The sequence below is a fragment of the Mesorhizobium atlanticum genome (assembly GCF_003289965.1).
GTDB lineage: Bacteria > Pseudomonadota > Alphaproteobacteria > Rhizobiales > Rhizobiaceae > Mesorhizobium > Mesorhizobium atlanticum.
Window position 1 is genome coordinate 196,456 of record NZ_QMBQ01000004.1, and the last position, 21,406, is coordinate 217,861.

Below are 21,406 nucleotides of genomic sequence, written 5' to 3' on the forward strand. Positions count from 1 at the left end.
CGCTATTCCTTCGAGACCGGACCGACGAAGTTGGTGTCGAAGCTGGGGCCGAGCTTGAAGCCCTTGAGGTTCTTGCGCAGGCCCGCCACTTCCAGCTGCTGATGGATGATGACGAAGGGACTGGTGTCGAGGATCTTCTGCTGCAGATCCTTGTACATGTCGGCGCGCTTGGCCGAATCCTTCTCCAGGAGCGCTGCCTCGGTCTCCTTGGTCAGGTCCGGAATATCCCACGCGTTGCGCCAGGCCAGCGTCTTGATCTTGGCGTTGTCGGAATTATCGGGGTTTGAGGCGAAGGTCTGGGCGTTGGAGTTCGGATCGAAATAGTCCTGGCCCCAGTTGCCGATATAGATGTCGTGGTTGCGGGCGCGGTATTTGGTAAGCGTCTGCTTACCATCACCCGGAATGATCTCCAGCTGGATGCCGGCCTGGCCGAGCGTCTGCTGGATCGATTCCGCCATGCCGGTGGTCGGCTGGCCGGTGCGAACGTCCATGGTCACCTTGAAACCATCCGCCAGGCCGGCCTTGGCGAGCAATTCCTTGGCCTTGGCGACGTCAAGCTTGAAGGGGTTGTCGTCGATCGCGCCGAGGTCGCCCTTGGGCAGGAAGGACTGATGGATCTCGCCGATGCCCTTGAGGATGGTGGAGCTCAGCGCGTCATAGTCGACCAGATATTTGAAGGCCTGGCGCACCTCGGGCTTGGCGAGATTCGGGTTCTTCTGGTTGAGGCTGATGTAGTAGACCGTGCCCTTCGGCGCGCTCGTGGTGGTGAGGTCGGCATTCTTGGCGATGGCATCGAGGTCATTCGGCTCGAGATTGCGGGCCACGTCGATGTCGCCCGCCTCCAGCGCCAGGCGCTGGGCCGAGCTTTCCTTCATGTTGCGATAGATGACGCGGGCGAGCTTGGCCTTCTCGCCATTATAATTGTCGTTGCGTTCCAGAACGACGGCTTCGTTGGCGCGCCATTCGCGCAACTTGTACTGGCCCGAACCGGCATAGGCGGTCTTCAGCCAGGCATTGCCGAAGTCGTTGTCCCATTTGTAGTCGGCGCTCGGCGTGACGGCGGCGACATGCTCCTTGACCAGCTTCGAGTCGACGACGGAGGCCACGGTGGCGGACAGGCAGTTGAGCACGAAGCTCGGCGCGTAAGCCTTGTCGACGACGAACTGGAAGGTCGTGTCGTCCACTGCCTTGGCCTTTTCGGTGACGTTGTCGCCACTAATGCCGAATTGGTTGATGATGAAGGCCGGGCTCTTGTCGAGCTTGATGGCGCGCTCGAAGGAATAGGCTACGTCGGCCGCCGTGATCGGATTGCCGGACGCGAACTTCATGCCGGGCTTGAGCTTGAAGGTGTAGGTCAGGCCGTCGTCGGAAACGGTCCAGCTCTCGGCAAGGTCGGGCTTGACCTTGGAGGTGTCGCTGAGGTCGAGGCGAACCAGGAGATCATAGGTGTTGCCGGTGACCTCGGCCGTCGACAGCTCGAACGCCTCGCCCGGATCCATCGTGATGATGTCGTCGATGGCGAAGCCTTCGACCAGCGTATCGGCGGGCGTGACGGCGAAGGCAGGCGTTGCGAGCAGCGCGGCCATCGCCACACCCGCAAGCAAGCTACGGACGGCAAACTTTTCCAGCATCATGATGATCGTTCCCTGTTCTTGTTGACCTGAGTTCCCGGCTCAGGGCTTGATTGTTCTTCTCGAAGCCGGCAGCGGCTTGGACCACGTACCGTCGTGGTTTTTGTCCAGTTGGTCAACTCCCTATTCGACGGTGCCCCGCTCCGCAACATGCATTTTGCGAGACGGCATATCGGACCTAACAGGCGGCGATCCGTCGACCCATACGCCAGCTAAATGGAGCAGCCGATCCGGAAAAATTTGCCAAGGTCCGTGGCCATGAAGCAGCCGTTATTTCAGTTGCGCGACCAAGCCTGCATCGGGGAAACAGGTGGCGGGTTTGCCGCTCTTGGCCTGCCAGACGCCGATCGAGCGGCGGGTCTTGAAGCCGGGCAGGCCGTCGGAGCTGCCGACGTCGTAGCCCTTGGCTTCCAGCGCCCGCTGCAGCGCGGCGATGTCGGAGCGGTGCAGATCGCCGACCGGCCCCCAACTGCCGGCAAAGCTGGCGTCGCCCTTCGCGATACGGTCGGCGGCATGGCCGATGAACAGGCCGTATAGGTCGCTATTGTTGTATTGCTTGATCACATAGAAATTCGGCGTGACGAGAAAAGCTGGGCCGCTGCGCCCTGCCGGCATGAGCAGGGAGCTTTCGGCCTTCATCTCGCTTGCCTGAAACGCCTTGTTGTCGACGCGCCTGATGCCCATCGCGGCCCATTCGGAAATCTTCTTGCCCTGGTCGGGTCCTTCGAGCGCACAGGAAACGTTTGCCGGCACGGTCACCTCGACGCCCCAGCCGCGCCCTCTCCCCCAGCCGTAGTGGACAAGGTAGTTGGCGATCGAAGCGAGCACGTCCGGCGTCGAATTCCAGATGTCGGGCCGGCCGTCGCCGTCGAAGTCGACGGCATGCTTCAAGAAAGAGGTCGGCATGAATTGCGGCTGGCCGAGCGCGCCGGCCCAGGATGATTTCATCGCGTTGACCGGTGCCAGGCCGCGCTCGACAATCTCAAGCGCCGCCAGCACCTCGGTGCGGAAAAAATCCTTCTTGGTCGACATGAAGGCATCCGTCCCAAGCACCTCGAAGGCGTCGTAGGGCATCTTGGCCGCGCCGAAGCCGGTCTCGCGACCCCAGATCGCCAGCACGATCTCGCCCGGCACGCCGTAGCGCTTCTCGATCAGCCCGAGCACTCTTGAATTGACGCTCTCCTGCGCCCGCCCGCCCGTGGTGACGGCGCGGATGATCTTTTCGGCGAAATAGTTGGCTGGCGGGCCGAACTCGGCCTGGTGCTGCTTCTGCGGCGTCGTGGGCTTTTCGCCAGGCATGACGAGATCGGGCAGCTTGAGGTTCGGCTTCACGCCGAGGAAGGCCTCGTCGAAGGTCTTTTTCGAGATGCCTTTGGATTTGGCTTCGGGCCAGAGATCGGTTTGAAGCCATGACCGGAACTGGTCGTCGATGGGAGCGGCGCGGGAGGGGATGGTGAAAAGCCCGATCAGTGCGAACAACAGAAATGCGAGAGCAAGCTTGTGAAAGCCGCGTTCCGTCGCACCCCCCTCTGTCTCCCCCACTTGGGGGGAGATCAGATGTCGCGTCGGCTTTCGCCAAACGCCAACGTTGCAGGAAGAGCGCCAGGAGCGAAGCTGCCAATCTCCCCCCTCGTGGGGAAGATGTCCGGCAGGACAGAGGGGGGCGCGAAGGAATGCCGTCATTTCCAGGTTGCCCCCAATCCCCTCAAAACGCAGTCCTCGACCTGAGCGCCGCTGCCAGCGTGCCTTCGTCGAGGTAATCGAGCTCGCCGCCGACCGGCACGCCATGCGCGAGCCGCGTCACCTTGACCTCGAAGCCCGACAATTGATCGGTCAGGTAATGCGCGGTCGTCTGCCCCTCTACGGTGGCGTTGACCGCGAGGATGACTTCCTTCACCTCGCCGCCGGCGACGCGGTCGACCAGCGAGCGGATGTTGAGCTGGTCCGGACCGATGCCGTCGAGCGGCGACAGCGTGCCGCCAAGCACATGGTAGCGCGTGTTCATGGCCGCCGCGCGCTCCAGTGCCCAGAGGTCGGAGACATCCTCGACGATGATCAGCGTGCCGGCGTCACGGCGCGGGTCGGTGCAGATCATGCAAGGGTCGGACGTATCGACATTGCCGCAGGTCGAGCAGATGCGCACCTTTTCGACCGCCTCGCCCATGGCGGCGGCCAAGGGCTCGAGCAGCTGTTCCTTCTTCTTGATGAGATGAAGCGCGGCGCGCCTGGCCGAACGCGGCCCAAGCCCCGGCACCTTTGCCAGGAGCTGGATCAGGCGTTCGATTTCCGGACCGGCGATTCTCTTCGACATCGCCTTGATCTAGGATTTTTCCGAGCGGTTTGGAACAGCCGCAACGACACAGGGCCCGCCATGCTGCCATGACGGGCCCTGTGTTGGATGCAATCGGGTTCAGTTGGTTTCGAGCGGCCGTTCCTCGCTGGCGATCATCGCGCCGATGGCGTCGGTGTTCTCAGGCGTCGACTGGAAGCCCATCGACGCTTCCTGCGGCGCGTTGGGCACCGAGGTGACGTAGCGGCCCTTGAGCGTGCCGCCGAAACGCGAGGCGTCCGGTTCGGCCATCGGTTCCTGCATCGCCACAACGACCTGCTTCTGCGCGAGGCGCCCGGATTTCTGCGACGGCGCCGCGGCGGCCGTCACATAGGTCTGCCCGGCCGGAACGACCACCCTGGCTGGAAGCGTCGGTTCGGCCGCATCGGTCGCGACCTGCTTGGCCGGATCCGGCCGTACGATCGTCTTGACCACCGGTTCGGCGGAAGCCATCAGCACCGGAGCGGTAGGATCGATCTTCTGCTGCTTGTCGGAGGCCATGGCGACCATCGGCTCATCCGGCAGCGGCTGCCAGTTGCGGCCGCGCTTCTCATAGAAGGCGTTGCCGCCGGCCACCATCGTGTAATGCATGTTCTTGTAGGGGAAACGCAGGCCGGCGGTGTGGAAATACATCGTGTTCTTGAGCTTGGCCTTGCGCTCGCCTCTCAGCACCGCATCGGCGGCTTCCTCGACATCGGGCAGCGCCCTGGAATTCATCGGCCGCGTCAGCACGCCCGGCGCGAACTGGCCCGGCTCTCCGACGACCTGGCAGATGGTGCTGCCATGTTGGCCCGAGCGCAGACGGTTCATCACGACCGTGCCGACGGCGATCATGCCGTCCCGGCTCGACCGGTTGGACTCGAAGAACATCGCCCTTTGCAGGCATTCCTTGTCCTTCAGCGAGTGGCTTGTACGGGTGGTGAGGAAACTCGGCGTGAGCGCGTCGGTCAGACCCGACACCGACATGCCATGCGAGGAAGTGGTCTGGCTGCAGCCGGCCAGGAGCAAGGGGGAAGTGACGATGCCGATAAGCAGCAGCGGCGTCTTCCATCGCGTCGCGATCACCAAAAAAGCCTCATGTCCAAGATGCCAGCCCGCCCCGAGATGTGGCAAGAATGAGACTCTTTCAGGCAAAAAGATGGCTAGAGGGTTAGCAACTTCTGGACTTGGGTAAAACTTTATGAAAGCCGCGAAATGAGCTCGTGAGCAACGCCGGCAAAATGGTTAATATCGCAGTCCGGGCTCGATTTCCGTTCATAATCAATTAACTGGCGGACGCCGCCTCAGAACGGCAATTTCATTCCGGGCGGAATCGGCAGGCCCGCGGTCAACGCCTTGGTCTTCTCCTGCATGACCTGCTCGACCTTACTTTTGGCGTCATTGTGAGCGGCCAGGATGAGATCCTCGAGGATCTCGGCTTCGTCGGCCTTGATCAGCGACGGATCGATTTTCAGCGCCTTCATCTCGAACTTGCCGGTGAGCGTGATGCTGACCAGGCCGCCGCCGGCCTGGCCGGTGGCTTCAAGCGTGGCGATCTCGTCCTGCATGGCCTGGAACTTGGCCTGCATTTCCTTTGCCTTGCCCATCAGGCCGAGAAGATCTTTCATCGGGTGGTCCTCTAAGATTGTTTCAGATTTCGTCGTCGTCGGCCGCAGGCTCCACCGGCACTTCCGCCTCGGCCTCTTCCACATCCGGCACATCCGGAATGCGCACGTCGATGATCTTGGCGCCGGGGAAACGGGCGAGGATGGCCGCGACAGTCGGATCCGCCTTGGCGTCGGAGAAGGCGTTCTCGCGCTTCGTCGTCTCCATCTCGGCCAGTGTCTGGCCGCCCTCCTCCTTCGACAGCGACACCAGCCAGTTGCGGCCGGTCCAGGCGCGCAGCCTGGAGGTCAGGTCGTTGAGCAGCATCTTCGGCGCGTCGTCGGTCAACGCGACGTCGAGACGGCCGGGCTCGATGCGCACCGGCCGCACGTAACGCTTCAGTTGCACCTTGAAGGCGATGTCGCGGTTGGCGTCGGCTAGCGCGACGATGTCGGCCAGCGATTTGACCGGAACGACAGGGGTTTCAGTAACCGGCTCCGGCGCCGGGACAAAGGCAACGGGCGCGGGCTGCGCCTCGACCAGACGCATGGTCTGGGCGCCGCCATTTGAACTGGGCATCCGGACCTGCGCGACGGCGCTAGCGCCGCCGCCATTGCCCGGGTTTGCTGGTGCGCCATTGGCGCGGGGCGCGCCATTCGGCAGCGGGCTAGCGCCTTCCAGCGATCTCAGCGCCTCGTCCAGCGTCGGCAGATCGGCGGCATGCGCAAGCCTGATCAGCACCATCTCAGCGGCGCTGACCGGCCGATTGGAGGACTGTACCTCGGGAATGCCCTTGAGCAGCATCTGCCAGGTCCGCGACAGCACGCGCACCGAGAGCGTGCCGGCGAACTCGGCGCCGCGCCGGCGCTCGTCCTCGGAGAGCGAGGCATCGTCGGCGGCCGCCGGCACGAAGCGCAGGCGGGTGACGAGGTGGTTGAACTCGGCAAGGTCGGTGAGCACGGCGGCCGGATCGGCGCCGGTATCATATTGCGCGCGGAACTCGGCAAGCGCCGCCGCCACATCGCCCTTCATGACATGCTCGAACAGGTCGATGATGCGGGCGCGGTCGGCGAGGCCGAGCATGGCGCGCACCGCGTCGGCGCTGACGGCGCCGCTGCCATGGGCGATCGCCTGGTCGAGGATAGACAGCGAATCACGCGCCGAGCCCTCGGCGGCCCGCGCGATCATCGCCAGCGCCTCGTCATCGACCGAAATGCCTTCCTTGGCCGCGATCGAGGACAGATGCCCGACCAGCGCACCGGCATCGATGCGCCTCAAATCGAAGCGCTGGCAGCGCGACAGCACGGTGATCGGCACTTTGCGGATTTCGGTGGTGGCGAAAATGAATTTGACGTGCGGCGGCGGCTCTTCAAGCGTCTTCAACAGGCCGTTGAAAGCCTGGGTGGAGAGCATATGCACTTCGTCGATGATATAGACCTTGTAGCGGGCCGAGACCGGCGCGTAGCGCACGCGGTCGATGATGTCGCGGATGTCGTCGATGCCTGTATGCGAGGCGGCGTCCATCTCGATGACGTCGACATGGCGGCCCTCCATGATCGCCTGGCAGTGCTCGCCGGGGATCGAAAGGTCGACGGAGGGTTGGTCGACGGTCGCCGTTTTGTAATTGAGAGCGCGCGCGAGGATGCGCGCGGTCGTCGTCTTGCCGACGCCGCGCACACCGGTCAGCATCCAGGCCTGGGCAATGCGGCCGGTGGCAAAGGCATTGGTCAGCGTGCGGACCATCGGCTCCTGGCCGATCAGCTCGGAGAAATTCGAAGGACGATATTTGCGCGCCAGGACGCGATAGGCGCCGGCCTTTCCTGTTTCCAGGCTTTCTGGCCCTGAATTTCCGGCTTCGCTCATTCGCCGTCAAAAGCTCCCAGGACCGCGACGGAAGGCGGCCGATTCCTGCGCATAATCTCGCCCGCACGGCTTGGCGCCGTCAATGTCGCGGGAGAAAGGCGAAGAGGCGGGAGGCTGGAACAATGACCCGTTCCGGGCTCGTTAGGGCTGCTTCCTTCCGGACCTGACCCGGTTGGCGAGTGGATCGTCCACCACCAACCTCCCGCGCTCCATATCGGCAATTCAGCGGCGAAATGCAAGGGGAGAGCCGGAACCTGCGGCCATATGGAGGCCTGGAAGTCCTTCAAATCGCCAATAGCGGTCAACGAATCGCTTGCAGCCACCTTGCCGCCGCTTTAGCGTTCCCTGGTTTGAAGAATGATACAAAAGAACAAAGGAAACGCCCATGCTGCCTGGCCTCAAGGCCGGTTTCACGCTGGACGCCCGTCTGGAGGCGGACAGCGAGCAGCTTATGTGGCTTGGCCTTTGCGAACTCAGATTGATGAACGATCGCCGCTGGCCGTGGCTGGTGCTGGTGCCGCAGCGTCCGGGCATCGAGGAGTTGCACGAGATGACGCCGCTCGACCAGGCGATGCTGACCTTCGAGACCAATATGGTGGCGCAGGCGCTGAAGCGGGTGACCGGCTGCACCAAGATCAACACCGGCGCTCTGGGCAATATCGTGCGCCAGCTGCATGTCCATGTCGTCGCCCGCTCCGAGGGCGATCCCGGCTGGCCGGGACCGGTCTGGGGCCACGGCATACGCGAACCCTACCAGCGCTCCGATATCAGGCGGTTTGCCGAAACGATCAAGGCGGCGCTATAAGCTGACCAGTGTCCACCAGCGCATTCCGAGTCCCCATGAGCTTCCGCCTGTTTGACGCGCCCTTGCGCGAGCCGAGCCAGTTTGTCGGTTTCGCCGGCAACCGGATCGACCGGCAATCCGAGAATCGCGCCGACGACGCGGTCGAAAAGGCGCTCGCCGACCGGACCACGCGGCTGATGCTGATGCATGCCGGCCGGCTTTATCTCAAACTCGATGACGGCAAATTCGACCCCTGGTTCGACGTGGCCGAGAGCGAGGCCTTCGACGTCTCGCTCGACCGTGGCGTGCTGCTCGGCTTCTCCGACGCTGGCCCGGTCCTGGCCGTGCCAGCGGGCATCGAGCCGGAAGATCTCCCAGAGACGGTCAAGGCGATCGACTATCGTTCCGTCTATATGCAGGGGCTGATCGACGAGGCGGCCGCCGGCGCGCTGGCGCAAGGAGCGGCGCTGCTCGCCTGGCACGCCAGCCACGCCTTCTGCTCGAAATGCGGCAACCGTTCGGAAATGCGCGCCGGCGGCTACCGGCGCCACTGCCCGGCCTGCGGCACCGACCACTTCCCGCGCACCGACCCGGTGGCGATCATGCTGACGGCAACGCGCGAGAAATGCCTGCTTGGGCGCGGAAGGCATTTCGCGCCGGGCATGTATTCAGCGCTTGCCGGCTTCATCGAGCCCGGCGAGACGATCGAGGCGGCGGTGCGGCGCGAGACGCTGGAAGAGGCAGGCATCCGGCTCGGCCGCGTCGTCTACCACGCCAGCCAGCCCTGGCCGTTCCCCTATTCGCTGATGATCGGCTGTTTCGGCGAGCCGCTGAATGAGGATATCCAGGCCGATCTCAACGAGCTGGAGGACTGCCGCTGGTTCTTCCGCGACGAGGTGCGCACGATGCTGGAAAGGACGCATGCCGGCGGCCTGATCACACCGCCGAAAGGGGCGATCGCCCATCACCTCATCCGCGCCTGGGTCGACAGCGAATAGGAGCCGAGACATGATCCGTCATACCGTCGTGTTCACGCTGAAGCACGAGCCGCATTCGCTGGAGACGAAGCGCTTCCTCCACGATGCGAAGAAGATCCTGACCGGGATCAAGGGCGTCACGCATTTCGAGCAGCTGCGGCAGGTGAGCCCGAAGAACGACTACCAGTTCGGCTTCTCGATGGAGTTCGCCGACCAGGCGGCCTACACGCGCTACAACGAGCATCCCGACCACGTCGCCTTCGTGCGCGACCGCTGGGTGCCGGAGGTGGAGAAGTTCATGGAGATCGATTACGTGCCGCTGGGGTTCGGCTGAAAATTCAGGTGAGGCCGGCCTGCAAATGGCGGCTTCCTGCGCTTCCGGTGCTCATGTACTTCAAGTACGCTCCGCTCCGGTTCTCGGAACACTCCATTTTCGACTCGGCCTGACCTGAATTGCGCTGGCGCTAGTCCGCCACTTTCCACTGCTCGCGCGAGGCGCTCGCCGGATAGACGCCGAGGATGCGCATCTCGCGCGAGAAGAAGCGCAGCTCGTCCAGCGCCAGCTTGACCAGCGCATCGTCCGGATGGCCTTCGATGTCGGCGTAGAACAGCGTCGCGGTGAAGGCGCCGAGCTGGTAGCTCTCGAGCTTGGTCATGTTGATGCCGTTGGTGGCGAAGCCGCCCATCGCCTTATAAAGCGCGGCCGGGACGTTGCGGACGCGGAAGATGAAGGTCGTCATCATCTTGGCGTCCGGCGTCGGCCGCTCCACCCATTGCTTGTTCTTGGTAAGCACGACGAAGCGGGTGACGTTGGAATCGGTGTCCTCGACATTCTTCTCGATGATGTCGAGGCCGTAGAGCTCGGCGGCCAGAGCCGGCGCCAACGAGGCCATGGTGCGATCCTTGACCTCCGACACCATCTTGGCCGAACCCGCCGTGTCCCCGGCGACCACCGGCTTCCAGCCGTTCTTGCGGATATATTTGCGGCACTGGCCCAACGCGTGGATGTGGCTGTGCACGGTCTTGATCTCTTCGCGCTTCACCCCCGGCAGCACCATCAGCTGGAAATGGATCGGCAGGAAATACTCGCCGACGATGTGCAGCCTCGATTCCGGCAACAGGTGATGGATGTCGGCGACGCGCCCGGCGATCGTGTTCTCGATCGGGATCATGGCGAGCTCGGCCTTGCCGGTCTCGACCGCGTTGAAAGCGTCCTCGAAGGTCGGGCAGGGCAAGGGGTCCATCGTGGGGAACATGTTGCGGCAGGCCGTGTCGGAATTGGCGCCGGGTTCGCCCTGGAAGGAGATTCTGTTGGTCTTGGCGGTCATCGAGACGTCTCAGTTTGAAAGGATCTGTCTTGCGCGCTCAAGATCGTCAGGCGTGTCGACGCCAAGCGGCAGCGATTTGACGATCTCGGCGTCGATGCGCATGCCGGCTTCCAGCGCGCGCAATTGCTCCAGCCGCTCGCGACGCTCCAGCGGCGAGGGCTTGAGCGCGACGAAGCGTTCGAGCGCGGCACGGCGGTAAGCGTAGAGGCCGATGTGATGGTAGCGCGGCCCCTCGCCCCAAGGCGCGGTGGTGCGGGTGAAATAGAGCGCTTTCAGCCGGGTCGCCGACAGCGGCGAGCCGACGATCTTGACCACATTCGGGTTGGTCTTTTCCTCATCGCGCACGATCTCGACGCCCAGCGTGGCGATGTCGACCGAACCGTCCTCGAACGGACGCAGCGACGCGCCGATGATCTCGGGATCGATGGTGGGCAGGTCGCCCTGGACATTGACGATCGTTTCCACCTGCTTTTCGGGATCGAGAGCGGTCAGCGCCTCGAAGATGCGGTCCGAGCCCGATTCGTGATCCATACGGGTCATGACCGCCTCGAAGCCGTGGGATCGTACGGCCTCAGCGACCGCTTGCGTGTCGGTCGCCACCACCACGCGGCCAAGTCCGGCCTCGGCGGCGCGGCGGGCGACGTGGACGATCATCGGCGCGCCTGCAATGTCGGCCAGCGGCTTGCCCGGCAGGCGCGTCGAGGCCATGCGGGCGGGGATCAGGATCAAGGTTGACATCGGATTTTGGAGCGGTCGAAAAACAGGGATGGAAAAGTGGCAAAAGGTCTCACTGGAAGCGCCCTTATAGGTGTTGCAACGCCAGAGCAAAAGACCTAGTTTCCGCCCGATTTGACTGGCCTTTCAGGGCAGTTCGCGATACCGACGGACGGAGTGGACGGGACGGTCCGCCGGAAAAGGGAGCAAGGGGCGTATGGATTCCAACGAAGTCAACAAGCTGCTCGGCGGATTTCTGGGAACCTGCTTCATCATCTTTTCGATAGGCCTCGTCTCTGACGGGCTGTTCGCCTCGCCCGCCCCCGAAAAGCCCGGCTTCGCCATCGAGGCGCAGGAGCCGACCGAAGGCGGCGCTGCCGCGCCGGCCGCGGCCGAAAAGCCGATTGCCGACCTGCTCGCCGGCGCCAGCGCCGATGCGGGCGCCGCCATCTTCAAAAAGTGCCAGGCCTGCCATTCCGGCGAAAAGGGCGGCCCGAACAAGGTCGGTCCGGATCTCTGGGACATCGTCGACCGCCCCGTCGCCGCGCACGAGGGCTTTGCCTATTCGTCCGGCATGAAGGACTTCTCCAAGGGCGGCCAGGAGCACTGGACTTACGAGAACCTCAACCACTTCATCACCGCGCCGAAGAAGTTCGTGAAGGGCACTGCGATGGGCTTCGCCGGCCTGCCGAAGGAAGAAGATCGGGCCAATGTGATCGCCTATCTGCGCACGCTGTCGGACAATCCGAAGCCGCTGCCGCAGCCGGGCGCCGCCGCCGACGCCTCGGCGAAGCCGGCCGAAGCCGCGAAGCCTGCGGAAGGTGCGGCGCCTGCAAAGCCCGCCGAAGGCGCGGCGCCGGCCAAGCCCGCGGCCCCCGCTCAATAAACAATTTGTAATCGAAGCATCCTCAGAAAAGCCGGGTTCGTCCCGGCTTTTCTGTTAGGAAACCTGCATGGACCGCCACAAAGCCGGCCCTTGCGGTTTCCACCGGCGTCAAATGATCTAGATTGCGGGTGAGCAAAGTCGCGACGAGGAGAACGCATGAAGGTTGGCCGCTTCCGCACGCTTTTCGCATCGGCATTCGCGCTCGCTTTCGCCGCCGGCCTGCAGACCGGTTTCGCCGATGAGTGGCGCACGACATCGTCGCTGATCGGACCTTCAAAATACGGCGAGAATTTCCAGCATTACGACTACGTCAATCCGGATGCGCCTAAGGGCGGCACCTACAATTCCGTGGTCACCGGCACGTTCGACAGCTTCAACCCCTATATTGTGCAAGGATCGCCGGCCGCGGGGCTGGTCGGGTTCGGCGGCGGGCTGCTCTACGATACGCTGATGGATCAGGCGACCGACGAGGGCAGCGTCAGCCACCCGCTGGTTGCCGATGCCTACAAATACCCTTCCGACTATTCGTCCGCGACCTACCGGCTCGATCCGCGCGCGAAATGGCATGACGGCCAGCCGATCACAGTCGACGACGTGATCTGGTCCTTCCAGGTGCTCAAGGCCAACAGCCCTCAATACAACCGTTATTTCGAGAACGTCACCGATGCGGTGGCGATCTCCGATCGGGAGGTCGAGTTCCATTTCAACCAGAAGGGCAACCGCGAGCTGCCCAAGATCCTCGGCGATCTCGTCGTTTTGCCGAAGCACTGGTGGGAAGACACGGACGCCAGCGGCAAGAAGCGCGACATCACCAGGCCGACGCTCGAGCCGCCGCTGGGCTCGGCGGCCTACAAGATAGCCAGCTTCAAGCCGGGCTCGGAAATCGTCTGGCAGCGCGTGCCGGACTATTGGGGCGCCAAGCTGCCGGTGAAGATCGGCCGGGAGAATTTCGACACCCAGCGCTTCACCTACATACTCGACGACAACGCCTCCTGGCAGGCCTTCACCAAGGGCGGGCTGGACGACATCAAGCCGGAGAACAGCTCGAGACGTTGGGCCACGGCCTATAATTTTCCCGCCATCAGCGCCGGCGACGTGATCAAGAAGGAATTCAAGACCACCTCGCCGGAGCCGATGCAGGCCTTCATGCTCAACCAGCGCCGGCCGCTGTTCCAGGATCGACTGGTACGCGAAGCGCTGACCTATCCTTACGATTTCGAGACGATGAACCGCACGCTGTTCTTCAATTCCAACACGCGCACGCACAGTTATTTCCAGGGCACCGAATTGGCATCGAGCGGGCTGCCGCAAGGCAAGGAGCTCGAAATCCTGGAGAAGTATCGGGACAAGCTACCGCCTGAACTGTTCACCCAGGAATTCAAGCTGCCGGTCTATGACTCACCGCAGGCGGAGCGGAAATATCTGAAGCAGGCGGTGGCCCTCTTCGCCCAGGCGGGCTGGGTGATCAAGGCCGGCAAGATGGTGAACGCCAAGACCGGCGCGCCGTTCAAATTCGAGATCCTCGGCACGTCCGACACGGACCAGGTCCTCTCGGGCAACTACATCGCCAATCTGCGCAAGATCGGCGTCGATGCGACTTTGCGGATCATCGACCCCAGCCAATACGTCAACCGCGTCAACAATTTCGACTACGACGTCATCACCCACGTGTTGCAGCAGTCGGAATCGCCGGGCAACGAACAACGCGATTTCTGGAGCTCGAAGGCCGCCGACTCACCCGGATCGCGCAACTATGCCGGCATCAAGGACCCGGTGGTCGACGCATTGGTCGACCACATCATCTTCGCCACCGATCGCGACGACCTCGTCGCGGCCACCCATGCGCTCGATCGGGTGCTGTTGTGGAACTACTATGTGGTTCCGCAATTCTATCGCGCGGTGGTGTGGCTTGCCTATTGGAACAAGTTCGGCATGCCGGAGAAGCAGCCCACTTACCGCGGCGCCGATATCGATTCCTGGTGGATTGACCCCGAAAAGGAAAAGGCGCTGGCCGCCAAATACAAGGGCCTCAATTGATGGAGCGGCGGACTTTGCTTCCTCGCCGCGACTTCCTTGCGCTAGGCGCCGCGGCCACTGCCGCAGCGCTGCTGCCCGGCCGGGCCTTTGCCGACACCCCGACCGGCGTCAAATTGCACGGCCTGTCGGCCTTCGGCGACCTGAAATACAAATCGGATTTCACGCATTTCGACTATGTCAAAGTCGATGCGCCGCAAGGCGGCACCTTCAATTTCTCGCCGCCCAACTGGGGCCAAAACCAGAGCCCGCAGACCTTCAACACGCTGAATTCGTTCGTCCCCAAGGGCGATTCCCCGCAGCGCATGGAAATGTGCTTCGATTCCCTGATGGTGCGGGCGCTCGACGAGCCGGACGCGGTCTATGGGTTGATCGCCGACGGTGTCACGATCTCAAACGACCGCAACGTATTCACCTTCTCGCTGCGCCCGCAGGCACGCTTCCATGACGGCACGCCGCTCACCGCGGAAGATGCCGCATTCACCTTCAAGCTGCTCAAGGACAAAGGGCATCCGGATTACGCGCTTTCGCTGACGCATCTGGAAGATGCCGTGGCGAAGGACACGCACACAGTCGAACTCACATTCGACGGCAAGCAGTCTGCCCGAACCATCCTCAACGTGGTCGGATTCCCTATCCTTTCGAAGGCCTTCTTCACCGCCAACCCGTTCGATTCCTCGCAGCTCAACCCGCCGCTCGGCTCTAGCGCCTACAAGGTCGGGCGCTGGTCAGCGGGCGCCTGGATCGAATATGAGCGCGTGGCCGACTATTGGGGCAATGACCTGCCGGTCAACCGCGGCCTGAACAATTTCGGACGCATCCGCATCGAATTCTACCAGGATCGCACGGCCGGCTTCGAGGCCTTCAAGAAGGGCGAGATCCTCTACCGCGAGGAGTTCACCTCGCGCGTCTGGGCGACGGCCTACGACTTTCCGGCCTTCACCGCCGGCAAGGTGATCAAGCATGAGTTCCCGGCCGAAATCACGCCTTCCATGCAGGCCACGGCGGTCAACCAACGGCGCGAGCAATTCAAGGACCCGCGCGTGCGGCAGGCGATCGCGCTCTGCTTCGATTTCGAATGGACGCGGCGCAACTTCTTCTACGGTTCCTATGAGCGCTCGCAATCCTGCTTCGAAAAATCCGACTTCCGGGCCTCGGGTATGCCAACGCCGCAGGAGCTGGCGCTGCTTGAGCCGCTGCGCGACCAGTTGCCGCCGGAGACCTTCGGCGAGGCGGTGATGCAACCGCCATCGGACGGGTCCGGGCGGGATCGCAAGCAACTGAGCGCAGCTTTGAAGCTGCTCGCCGAGGCCGGCTGGAAGCGCTCTGGCGATTTCGTGCTCAATGAAAAGGGCGGGCGGCTGACCGCCGAATTCCTGGTCGACGACGAGACCTTCGTGCAGGTCTATTCGCCCTGGGTCGCCAACATGAAGGCCATCGGCATCGATGCCTCGATCCGCCTGGTGGATTCGGCGCAGTACCAGCTCAGGCAATCGACATTCGATTTCGACCTGCTGTCGGCTGCCTTCAATTTCAGCGCCACGCCGACCCGCGACGACCTGGAAATCTTCTTCCACTCGCGCAGCGCCGCCGTGTCGGGCTCGCGCAACCTGTCCGGCATTGCAAGCCCGGCCGTCGATGCGTTGATCGATGCCGTCGGCGCCGCCAAGGACCGTGAAAGCCTGACCACCGCCATGCGCGCGCTGGACCGGGCCTTGCGCGCGCGGCGCGATTGGATTCCAAGTTGGTATCTGGCGAATCACCGAAGCGCCTATTGGGACATGTTCGGCTTCCCCGAACAGAAGCCCGATTTCGGCTTTCCGGTCGAGGCGCTGTGGTGGGTCGACAAGGGCAAGGCGGCAAAGATTGGCAAAGCCTGACATGAACCTTTGCGCGGAGGCGGACGCCTGATGGGCGCCTATATCCTGCGCCGCATTCTTCTCATGATCCCGACGCTGTTCGGCATCATGGCGATCTCCTTCGCGGTCATCCAGTTCGCGCCAGGCGGCCCGGTTGAGCAGGTGATCGCCAAGCTCACCAACCAGGGCGGCGCCGACCGCCTCGGCGGCGGTGGTGGCGATGCCGGCGCCACCAATTTCGACGTCGCCGGCGATGTCGGCTCGAAATACCGCGGCGCGCAGGGGCTCGATCCCGAATTCATCAAGAAGCTGGAAAAGCAGTTCGGCTTCGACAAGCCGCCGCTCGAGCGCTTCGGCATGATGTTGTGGAACTATATCCGCTTCGATTTCGGCGACAGCTATTTCCGCGACATCTCGGTGCTGAACCTGATCCTGGAGAAGATGCCGGTCTCGATCTCCATCGGCCTGTGGATCACGCTTTTATCCTATCTGATCTCGATCCCGCTTGGCATCCGCAAGGCGGTGAAGGACGGCTCGACCTTCGACGTGTGGACCAGCGGCGTCGTCATCGTCGGCTATGCCATTCCCGGCTTCCTGTTCGGCATCCTCTTGATGGTGCTGTTCGCCGGCGGCTCGTTCTGGGACTGGTTCCCGCTGCGTGGCATCGTGTCCGACAATTGGGATCAACTCTCCTGGCCCGCCAAGATCGCCGACTATTTCTGGCACATGACGCTGCCGCTGACGGCGCTGGTGCTGTCGGCTTTCGCCACGACGACGCTGCTGACCAAGAACTCCTTCCTGGAGGAGATCCGCAAGCAATATGTCGTGACGGCGCGCGCCAAGGGCCTGTCGGAGCGCAAGGTGCTCTATGGCCACGTCTTCCGAAACGCCATGCTGATCGTGATTGCCGGCTTTCCCGGCGCCTTCATCTCGGCCTTCTTCACCGGCTCGCTGCTGATCGAGAACATCTTCTCGCTCGACGGCCTTGGCCTGCTCGGCTTCAAGTCGGTGATCGACCGCGATTATCCGGTGGTGTTCGCCACGCTCTACATATTCTCGCTGCTCGGCCTGTTCGTCGGCCTTTTGTCCGACCTGATCTACACCTGGGTCGATCCGCGCATCGACTTCGAGCGGAGAGACATCTGATGGCCGAGGCTGCGATCGAAAGCGCGCCGGCCAGGCCTCGCAGGCCGTTTCTGTCGCCGCTCAACCAGAGGCGGTTGCAGAACTTCAAGGCCAACCGGCGGGGCTACTGGTCGCTCTGGATCTTCCTGTTCCTGTTCGTGCTGTCGCTGTTTTCCGAGCTGATCGCCAACGACAAGCCGATCATCGCTTCTTACAAGGGCGAGATCCTGTTTCCGGTTCTGGTGGCCTATCCGGAGGAGAAGTTCGGCGGTTTCTATGCCGTCACCGACTATCGCGATCCGGTGATCCAGGACGAGATCAATTCCAATGGCTGGATGATCTGGCCGCCGGTCCGTTACTCCTATCAGACGGTCAACAACGCCATTCCGGAACCGGCGCCGGCGAAGCCATCCTGGCTTTACGACAAGAAGACGCGCTGCAGCCAGTATCCGCAAGGCGAGGCCGACGCCAATTGCGTGGTCGGCAACTGGAACTGGCTGGGCACTGACGACCAGGCCCGCGACGTGCTGGCGCGCGTGCTTTACGGCTTCCGCATCTCGGTTCTGTTCGGCCTGATCCTGACGCTCGGCTCGTCGCTGATCGGCGTCGCGGCCGGCGCGGTGCAAGGCTATTTCGGCGGCTGGACCGACCTTCTCTTCCAGCGTTTCATCGAAATCTGGTCGGCGATCCCGGTGCTCTACCTGCTGCTCATCGTCTCGGCCATCCTGCCGCCCGGCTTCTTCATCCTGCTCGGCCTGATGCTGCTGTTCTCGTGGGTTGCCCTGGTCGGCGTGGTGCGGGCCGAATTCCTGCGCGCCCGCAACTTCGAATATGTCAACGCGGCCCGCGCGCTCGGCGTGCCAAACCTCACCATCATGTTCCGGCACCTGTTGCCGAACGCCATGGTGGCGACGCTGACCTTCCTGCCCTTTCTGCTCTCAGGCTCGATCTCGACGCTGACCTCGCTCGATTATCTCGGCTTCGGCCTGCCGCCAGGCTCGCCCTCGCTCGGCGAATTGCTGAAACAGGCGCAACGCAACCTCAACGCGCCCTGGCTCGGCATTTCCGGCTTCATCGTCATCTCGCTGATGCTGTCCCTGCTGGTCTTCATCGGCGAGGCGACGCGCGACGCCTTCGATCCGCGCAAGACGTTCAAATGAGCGAAGCCCTGCTGTCCGTTCAAGATCTGAGCGTCGCCTTCGCGCAGGGCGGCAAGCAATCGATCGCCGTCGACCATATCTCGTTCGACATCGACAAGGGCGAGACTGTTGCCCTGGTCGGCGAATCCGGCTCGGGCAAATCGGTATCGGCGCTGTCAGTGCTGAAGCTTTTGCCCTATCCCGCCGCCAGCCATCCGTCGGGCAAGATCCTGTTCAGTGGCGCCGACCTGCTCGCCATGAACGAGAAGGCGTTGCGCGGGGTGCGCGGCAACAAGATCACCATGATCTTCCAGGAGCCGATGACCTCGCTCAATCCGCTGCATACGATCGAGCAGCAGATCGTCGAGGTGCTCCAGCTGCATCAAGGCATGCGCGACGCGCCGGCCCGCGCGCGCACGCTGGAGCTGCTCAACGAGGTCGGCATCCGCGAGCCGGAGAAACGTCTCGACGCCTATCCGCACCAGCTCTCCGGTGGCCAGCGCCAGCGCGTCATGATCGCCATGGCGCTCGCCAACGAGCCGGAGCTTTTGATCGCCGACGAGCCGACGACGGCGCTCGACGTCACCGTGCAGGCCCAGATCCTGCAACTGCTCGCGGAGTTGAAAAGCCGCAAGGGCATGTCGATGCTGTTCATCACGCACGACCTCGGCATCGTCAGAAAGATCGCCGACCGTGTCTGCGTGATGACCAAAGGCAAGATCGTCGAGACGGGGCCGACCAAGGACATCTTCGCCAACCCGCAACATCCTTATACGAAGCATCTGCTGGCCGCCGAGCCGAAGGGCAAGCCGCCCGCGGCAGACCCAGGTGCCAAGGCCGTCATGAGGGGCAAGGACATCAAGGTCTGGTTCCCGATCAAAAAGGGCTTCTTCCGCAAGACCGTCGACCATGTGAAGGCCGTGGACGGCATCGACGTCACAGTGCGGGCCGGCCAGACGCTCGGCGTCGTCGGCGAGTCCGGATCCGGCAAGACCACGCTTGGCCTGGCGCTGGCCCGCATGATCTCCTCGACCGGCACGATCAATTTCAACGGGCGCGACATCAACCAGCTTTCCTTCAGCGCCATGCGGCCGCTCAGGCGCGAATTGCAGATCGTTTTCCAAGACCCGTTCGGGTCGCTCAGCCCGCGCCTGTCGGTTTCCGAAATCATCGAGGAAGGGCTGAAGATCCACGAGCCGAAGCTCTCGCCCGACCAGCGCGACGACAAGGTGGTCGCCGTGCTGAAGGAGGTCGGCCTCGATCCCGAAACGCGCCATCGCTATCCGCACGAATTCTCCGGCGGCCAGCGCCAGCGCGTGGCGATCGCTCGCGCCATGGTGCTCAATCCGCGCTTCGTCATGCTCGACGAACCGACTTCGGCGCTCGACATGAGCGTGCAGGCGCAGGTGGTCGACCTTTTGCGCAACCTGCAGGCCAAGCACAATCTCGCCTACCTCTTCATCAGCCACGACCTCAAGGTCGTGCGCGCGCTTGCCAATGACGTCATCGTCATGCGCAATGGCCAGATCATGGAAGCCGGACCGTCCGAACAGATTTTCAGCAGCCCGCAAACGGACTATACGCGGGCGCTGATGGCTGCCGCCTTCAAGATCGAGACGGCGCCAACCGGCGTGGTCAGCGAATAGGCTTGGCTGGATTGACGTAACAAGGACTGAATCCGCAAATGGAAAAAGGCAAAATCCTGCTTGCCGTCACGGCCTTTCATCCCCAGCGCTGGCATCAGTTGCTGGCGGCCGAGCGCGAGGTGGTGCTGGAGCCGTCCGGCGCCAACGATCCCTCGATCACCTACGCGGTGGTATGGAAGCATAAGCCGAACCTGCTCTCCGGGCTACCCAACCTGCGGGCCATCTTCTCGGTCGGCGCGGGAGTCGACCATATCTTCGCTGATCCTGGCCTGCCCGACGTGCCGATCGTCAGGGTCGTCGCCGACAACCTCACCCAATACATGACCGAATATGTCGTCTGGCGGGTGCTCGATCACCATCGGCACGGCATGCTCTACCGGGCACAGCAGCCGAAGAAGATCTGGCACGAGCCGCTACAGCGCCCGGCCGGCGACATTTCCGTCGGTATCATGGGCCTCGGCCATCTCGGCCGCGCGGCGGCGTCGGTGCTTTTGTCGCTCGGCTTTGCCGTGAACGGCTGGTCGCGCACAGACCGGCCTATGAAGGGTGTTTCGACCTATTCGGGCGAGTCAGGGCTGATCCCGTTCCTCAATGCCACGGATATCCTGGTCGTGCTCTTGCCGCTCACGCCGCAAACCCAGGGCATCGTCAACTACGGGCTGCTCAAGGAGCTGCGCCGGCGCAACGGCCTTGGCGGCGCGGTGCTGATCAATGCCGGGCGCGGACGTCTGCAGAAGGACGCCGACATATTGCGCGCGCTGGACGACGGCACGTTGAAGGAGGCGAGCCTCGACGTGTTCGAGGTCGAGCCGCTGCCCAAGACAAGCCCGCTGTGGAGCCATCCGAAAGTCTTTATCACACCGCATGCAGCGGCGACGTCGGATCCGGCTCATCTGGTGCCAGCCATGCTGCGGCAGATGGATGCGTTCGAGCGCGGCGAAAAGCTCGAAAACCTGGTCGACCGCGAAGCGGGGTATTAACTCAGGGTCAAACCCCAGTCTCGGAAGCACTGCTTGATCGCACTCACCGAGGATAGCTGCAGCTTCGGCAGATCGAGCTCGTCAAACATGGCGCTATAGCGCTTGCGATTTCTTGGCTGCACGACGGCAATATGGTGGATCATGTCCCATTTGATGCTGTCGCGCCCGCCTTCCAAGGCGCCGAGCCTGCCGGTCTCGAATAGGGATCGGCGAAAGTAACGCAGCAGACTGGCAGGCATGGAGACATCCAGCAGGATCAGGCCTGTCGCCCGGTGAAAGCGCTGCGGCATGCAAACCGAGTAGTTGCCGTCCATCACCCAGCGCTCACCGGCGATGGCGGTATCGTGCAGGGCAATGAATTCATCGCTTGGACGCTGCTGCCAATCCGTGTTGGGCAGATGAAAGAGCTGATCGAGGTGAACGGCTTCCAGGCCGCGCTTGCGCGCGATCGCGCTGGCAAGGGTGGACTTGCCGCTGTTGGACGGTCCCAGGATGCAGATGCGGTCGCCGAGGTCTGAGAGGTTCAT

The 21,406-nt window shown here is 63.0% G+C and carries 19 protein-coding genes and 1 other RNA gene; 10 read left to right on the forward strand and 10 right to left on the reverse strand.

Annotation, left to right across the window (positions count from 1 at the left end; genetic code table 11):
* Positions 1 to 2: 2 nt before the first annotated feature.
* The 7 genes from DPM35_RS14630 to ffs form a co-directional block, all read right to left on the reverse strand.
* On the reverse strand, positions 3 to 1,634 hold the full coding sequence (locus tag DPM35_RS14630) for an ABC transporter substrate-binding protein (RefSeq protein ID WP_112127990.1): 1,632 nt from the start codon (positions 1,632 to 1,634) through the stop codon (positions 3 to 5).
* 267 nt (positions 1,635 to 1,901) lie between these two features.
* A complete protein-coding gene (locus tag DPM35_RS14635; RefSeq protein WP_425373368.1) occupies positions 1,902 to 3,110 on the reverse strand; it encodes a lytic murein transglycosylase in 1,209 nt (402 codons plus the stop codon).
* 226 nt (positions 3,111 to 3,336) lie between these two features.
* Positions 3,337 to 3,942 carry a recombination mediator RecR gene (recR, locus tag DPM35_RS14640; protein ID WP_112127992.1) on the reverse strand — a complete coding sequence of 202 codons (606 nt, stop codon included), beginning with the start codon at positions 3,940 to 3,942 and terminating at the stop codon, positions 3,337 to 3,339.
* Between the two features lie 99 nt (positions 3,943 to 4,041).
* Positions 4,042 to 5,025 carry a cell wall hydrolase gene (locus tag DPM35_RS14645; protein ID WP_112128474.1) on the reverse strand — a complete coding sequence of 328 codons (984 nt, stop codon included), beginning with the start codon at positions 5,023 to 5,025 and terminating at the stop codon, positions 4,042 to 4,044.
* A 218-nt stretch (positions 5,026 to 5,243) separates the two neighbouring features.
* Positions 5,244 to 5,567, reverse strand: coding sequence for a YbaB/EbfC family nucleoid-associated protein (locus DPM35_RS14650; RefSeq protein ID WP_112127993.1), 324 nt, complete (start codon positions 5,565 to 5,567; stop codon positions 5,244 to 5,246).
* Positions 5,568 to 5,589: 22 nt separating this feature from the next.
* Positions 5,590 to 7,407, reverse strand: a complete 1,818-nt coding sequence (locus DPM35_RS14655) for a DNA polymerase III subunit gamma/tau (protein WP_112127994.1) — start codon at positions 7,405 to 7,407, stop codon at positions 5,590 to 5,592.
* Positions 7,408 to 7,513: 106 nt separating this feature from the next.
* Positions 7,514 to 7,610, reverse strand: an RNA gene (gene ffs, locus DPM35_RS14660) — signal recognition particle sRNA small type.
* A 182-nt stretch (positions 7,611 to 7,792) separates the two neighbouring features.
* On the opposite strand from ffs, the gene DPM35_RS14665 reads away from it, so the two are divergent.
* The 3 genes from DPM35_RS14665 to DPM35_RS14675 are packed head-to-tail and all read left to right on the forward strand — an operon-like array spanning position 7,793 to position 9,502.
* Complete coding sequence (locus DPM35_RS14665; RefSeq protein ID WP_112127995.1) at positions 7,793 to 8,212, forward strand: HIT domain-containing protein; 420 nt, start codon at positions 7,793 to 7,795, stop codon at positions 8,210 to 8,212.
* Positions 8,213 to 8,247: 35 nt separating this feature from the next.
* Positions 8,248 to 9,189: an NAD(+) diphosphatase gene (nudC, locus tag DPM35_RS14670; RefSeq protein ID WP_112127996.1), complete on the forward strand. Its 942-nt coding sequence runs from the start codon at positions 8,248 to 8,250 to the stop codon at positions 9,187 to 9,189.
* Positions 9,190 to 9,199: 10 nt separating this feature from the next.
* Complete coding sequence (locus DPM35_RS14675; RefSeq protein WP_112127997.1) at positions 9,200 to 9,502, forward strand: Dabb family protein; 303 nt, start codon at positions 9,200 to 9,202, stop codon at positions 9,500 to 9,502.
* A gap of 130 nt (positions 9,503 to 9,632) precedes the next feature.
* On the opposite strand, the gene DPM35_RS14680 is transcribed toward DPM35_RS14675, so the two are convergent.
* A complete protein-coding gene (locus DPM35_RS14680; RefSeq protein WP_112127998.1) occupies positions 9,633 to 10,496 on the reverse strand; it encodes a prephenate dehydratase in 864 nt (287 codons plus the stop codon).
* Between the two features lie 9 nt (positions 10,497 to 10,505).
* Positions 10,506 to 11,234 (reverse strand): 3-deoxy-manno-octulosonate cytidylyltransferase, encoded by a 729-nt coding sequence (locus tag DPM35_RS14685; RefSeq protein WP_112127999.1) that lies wholly within the window; start codon positions 11,232 to 11,234, stop codon positions 10,506 to 10,508.
* 193 nt (positions 11,235 to 11,427) lie between these two features.
* On the opposite strand from DPM35_RS14685, the gene DPM35_RS14690 reads away from it, so the two are divergent.
* From DPM35_RS14690 to DPM35_RS14720, 7 genes are all read left to right on the forward strand, one after another.
* Complete coding sequence (locus DPM35_RS14690) at positions 11,428 to 12,096, forward strand: c-type cytochrome (RefSeq protein WP_112128000.1); 669 nt, start codon at positions 11,428 to 11,430, stop codon at positions 12,094 to 12,096.
* A gap of 156 nt (positions 12,097 to 12,252) precedes the next feature.
* The gene (locus DPM35_RS14695; RefSeq protein WP_112128001.1) at positions 12,253 to 14,133 is read left to right on the forward strand and encodes an extracellular solute-binding protein; all 1,881 of its coding nucleotides are present in this window, start codon (positions 12,253 to 12,255) and stop codon (positions 14,131 to 14,133) included.
* The gene (locus DPM35_RS14700) at positions 14,133 to 16,010 is read left to right on the forward strand and encodes an extracellular solute-binding protein (RefSeq protein WP_112128002.1); all 1,878 of its coding nucleotides are present in this window, start codon (positions 14,133 to 14,135) and stop codon (positions 16,008 to 16,010) included. Before DPM35_RS14695 ends, DPM35_RS14700 begins: the two co-directional genes overlap by 1 nt.
* A gap of 30 nt (positions 16,011 to 16,040) precedes the next feature.
* Positions 16,041 to 17,135: a microcin C ABC transporter permease YejB gene (locus DPM35_RS14705; RefSeq protein ID WP_112128003.1), complete on the forward strand. Its 1,095-nt coding sequence runs from the start codon at positions 16,041 to 16,043 to the stop codon at positions 17,133 to 17,135.
* On the forward strand, positions 17,135 to 18,274 hold the full coding sequence (locus DPM35_RS14710; protein ID WP_112128004.1) for an ABC transporter permease: 1,140 nt from the start codon (positions 17,135 to 17,137) through the stop codon (positions 18,272 to 18,274). Before DPM35_RS14705 ends, DPM35_RS14710 begins: the two co-directional genes overlap by 1 nt.
* Positions 18,271 to 19,899 (forward strand): ABC transporter ATP-binding protein, encoded by a 1,629-nt coding sequence (locus tag DPM35_RS14715; protein WP_112128005.1) that lies wholly within the window; start codon positions 18,271 to 18,273, stop codon positions 19,897 to 19,899. Before DPM35_RS14710 ends, DPM35_RS14715 begins: the two co-directional genes overlap by 4 nt.
* A 38-nt stretch (positions 19,900 to 19,937) precedes the next feature.
* Positions 19,938 to 20,879: a 2-hydroxyacid dehydrogenase gene (locus tag DPM35_RS14720; RefSeq protein ID WP_112128006.1), complete on the forward strand. Its 942-nt coding sequence runs from the start codon at positions 19,938 to 19,940 to the stop codon at positions 20,877 to 20,879.
* On the opposite strand, the gene DPM35_RS14725 is transcribed toward DPM35_RS14720, so the two are convergent.
* The gene (locus DPM35_RS14725; protein ID WP_112128007.1) at positions 20,876 to 21,406 is read right to left on the reverse strand and encodes a P-loop NTPase family protein; all 531 of its coding nucleotides are present in this window, start codon (positions 21,404 to 21,406) and stop codon (positions 20,876 to 20,878) included. The genes DPM35_RS14720 and DPM35_RS14725 overlap by 4 nt on opposite strands.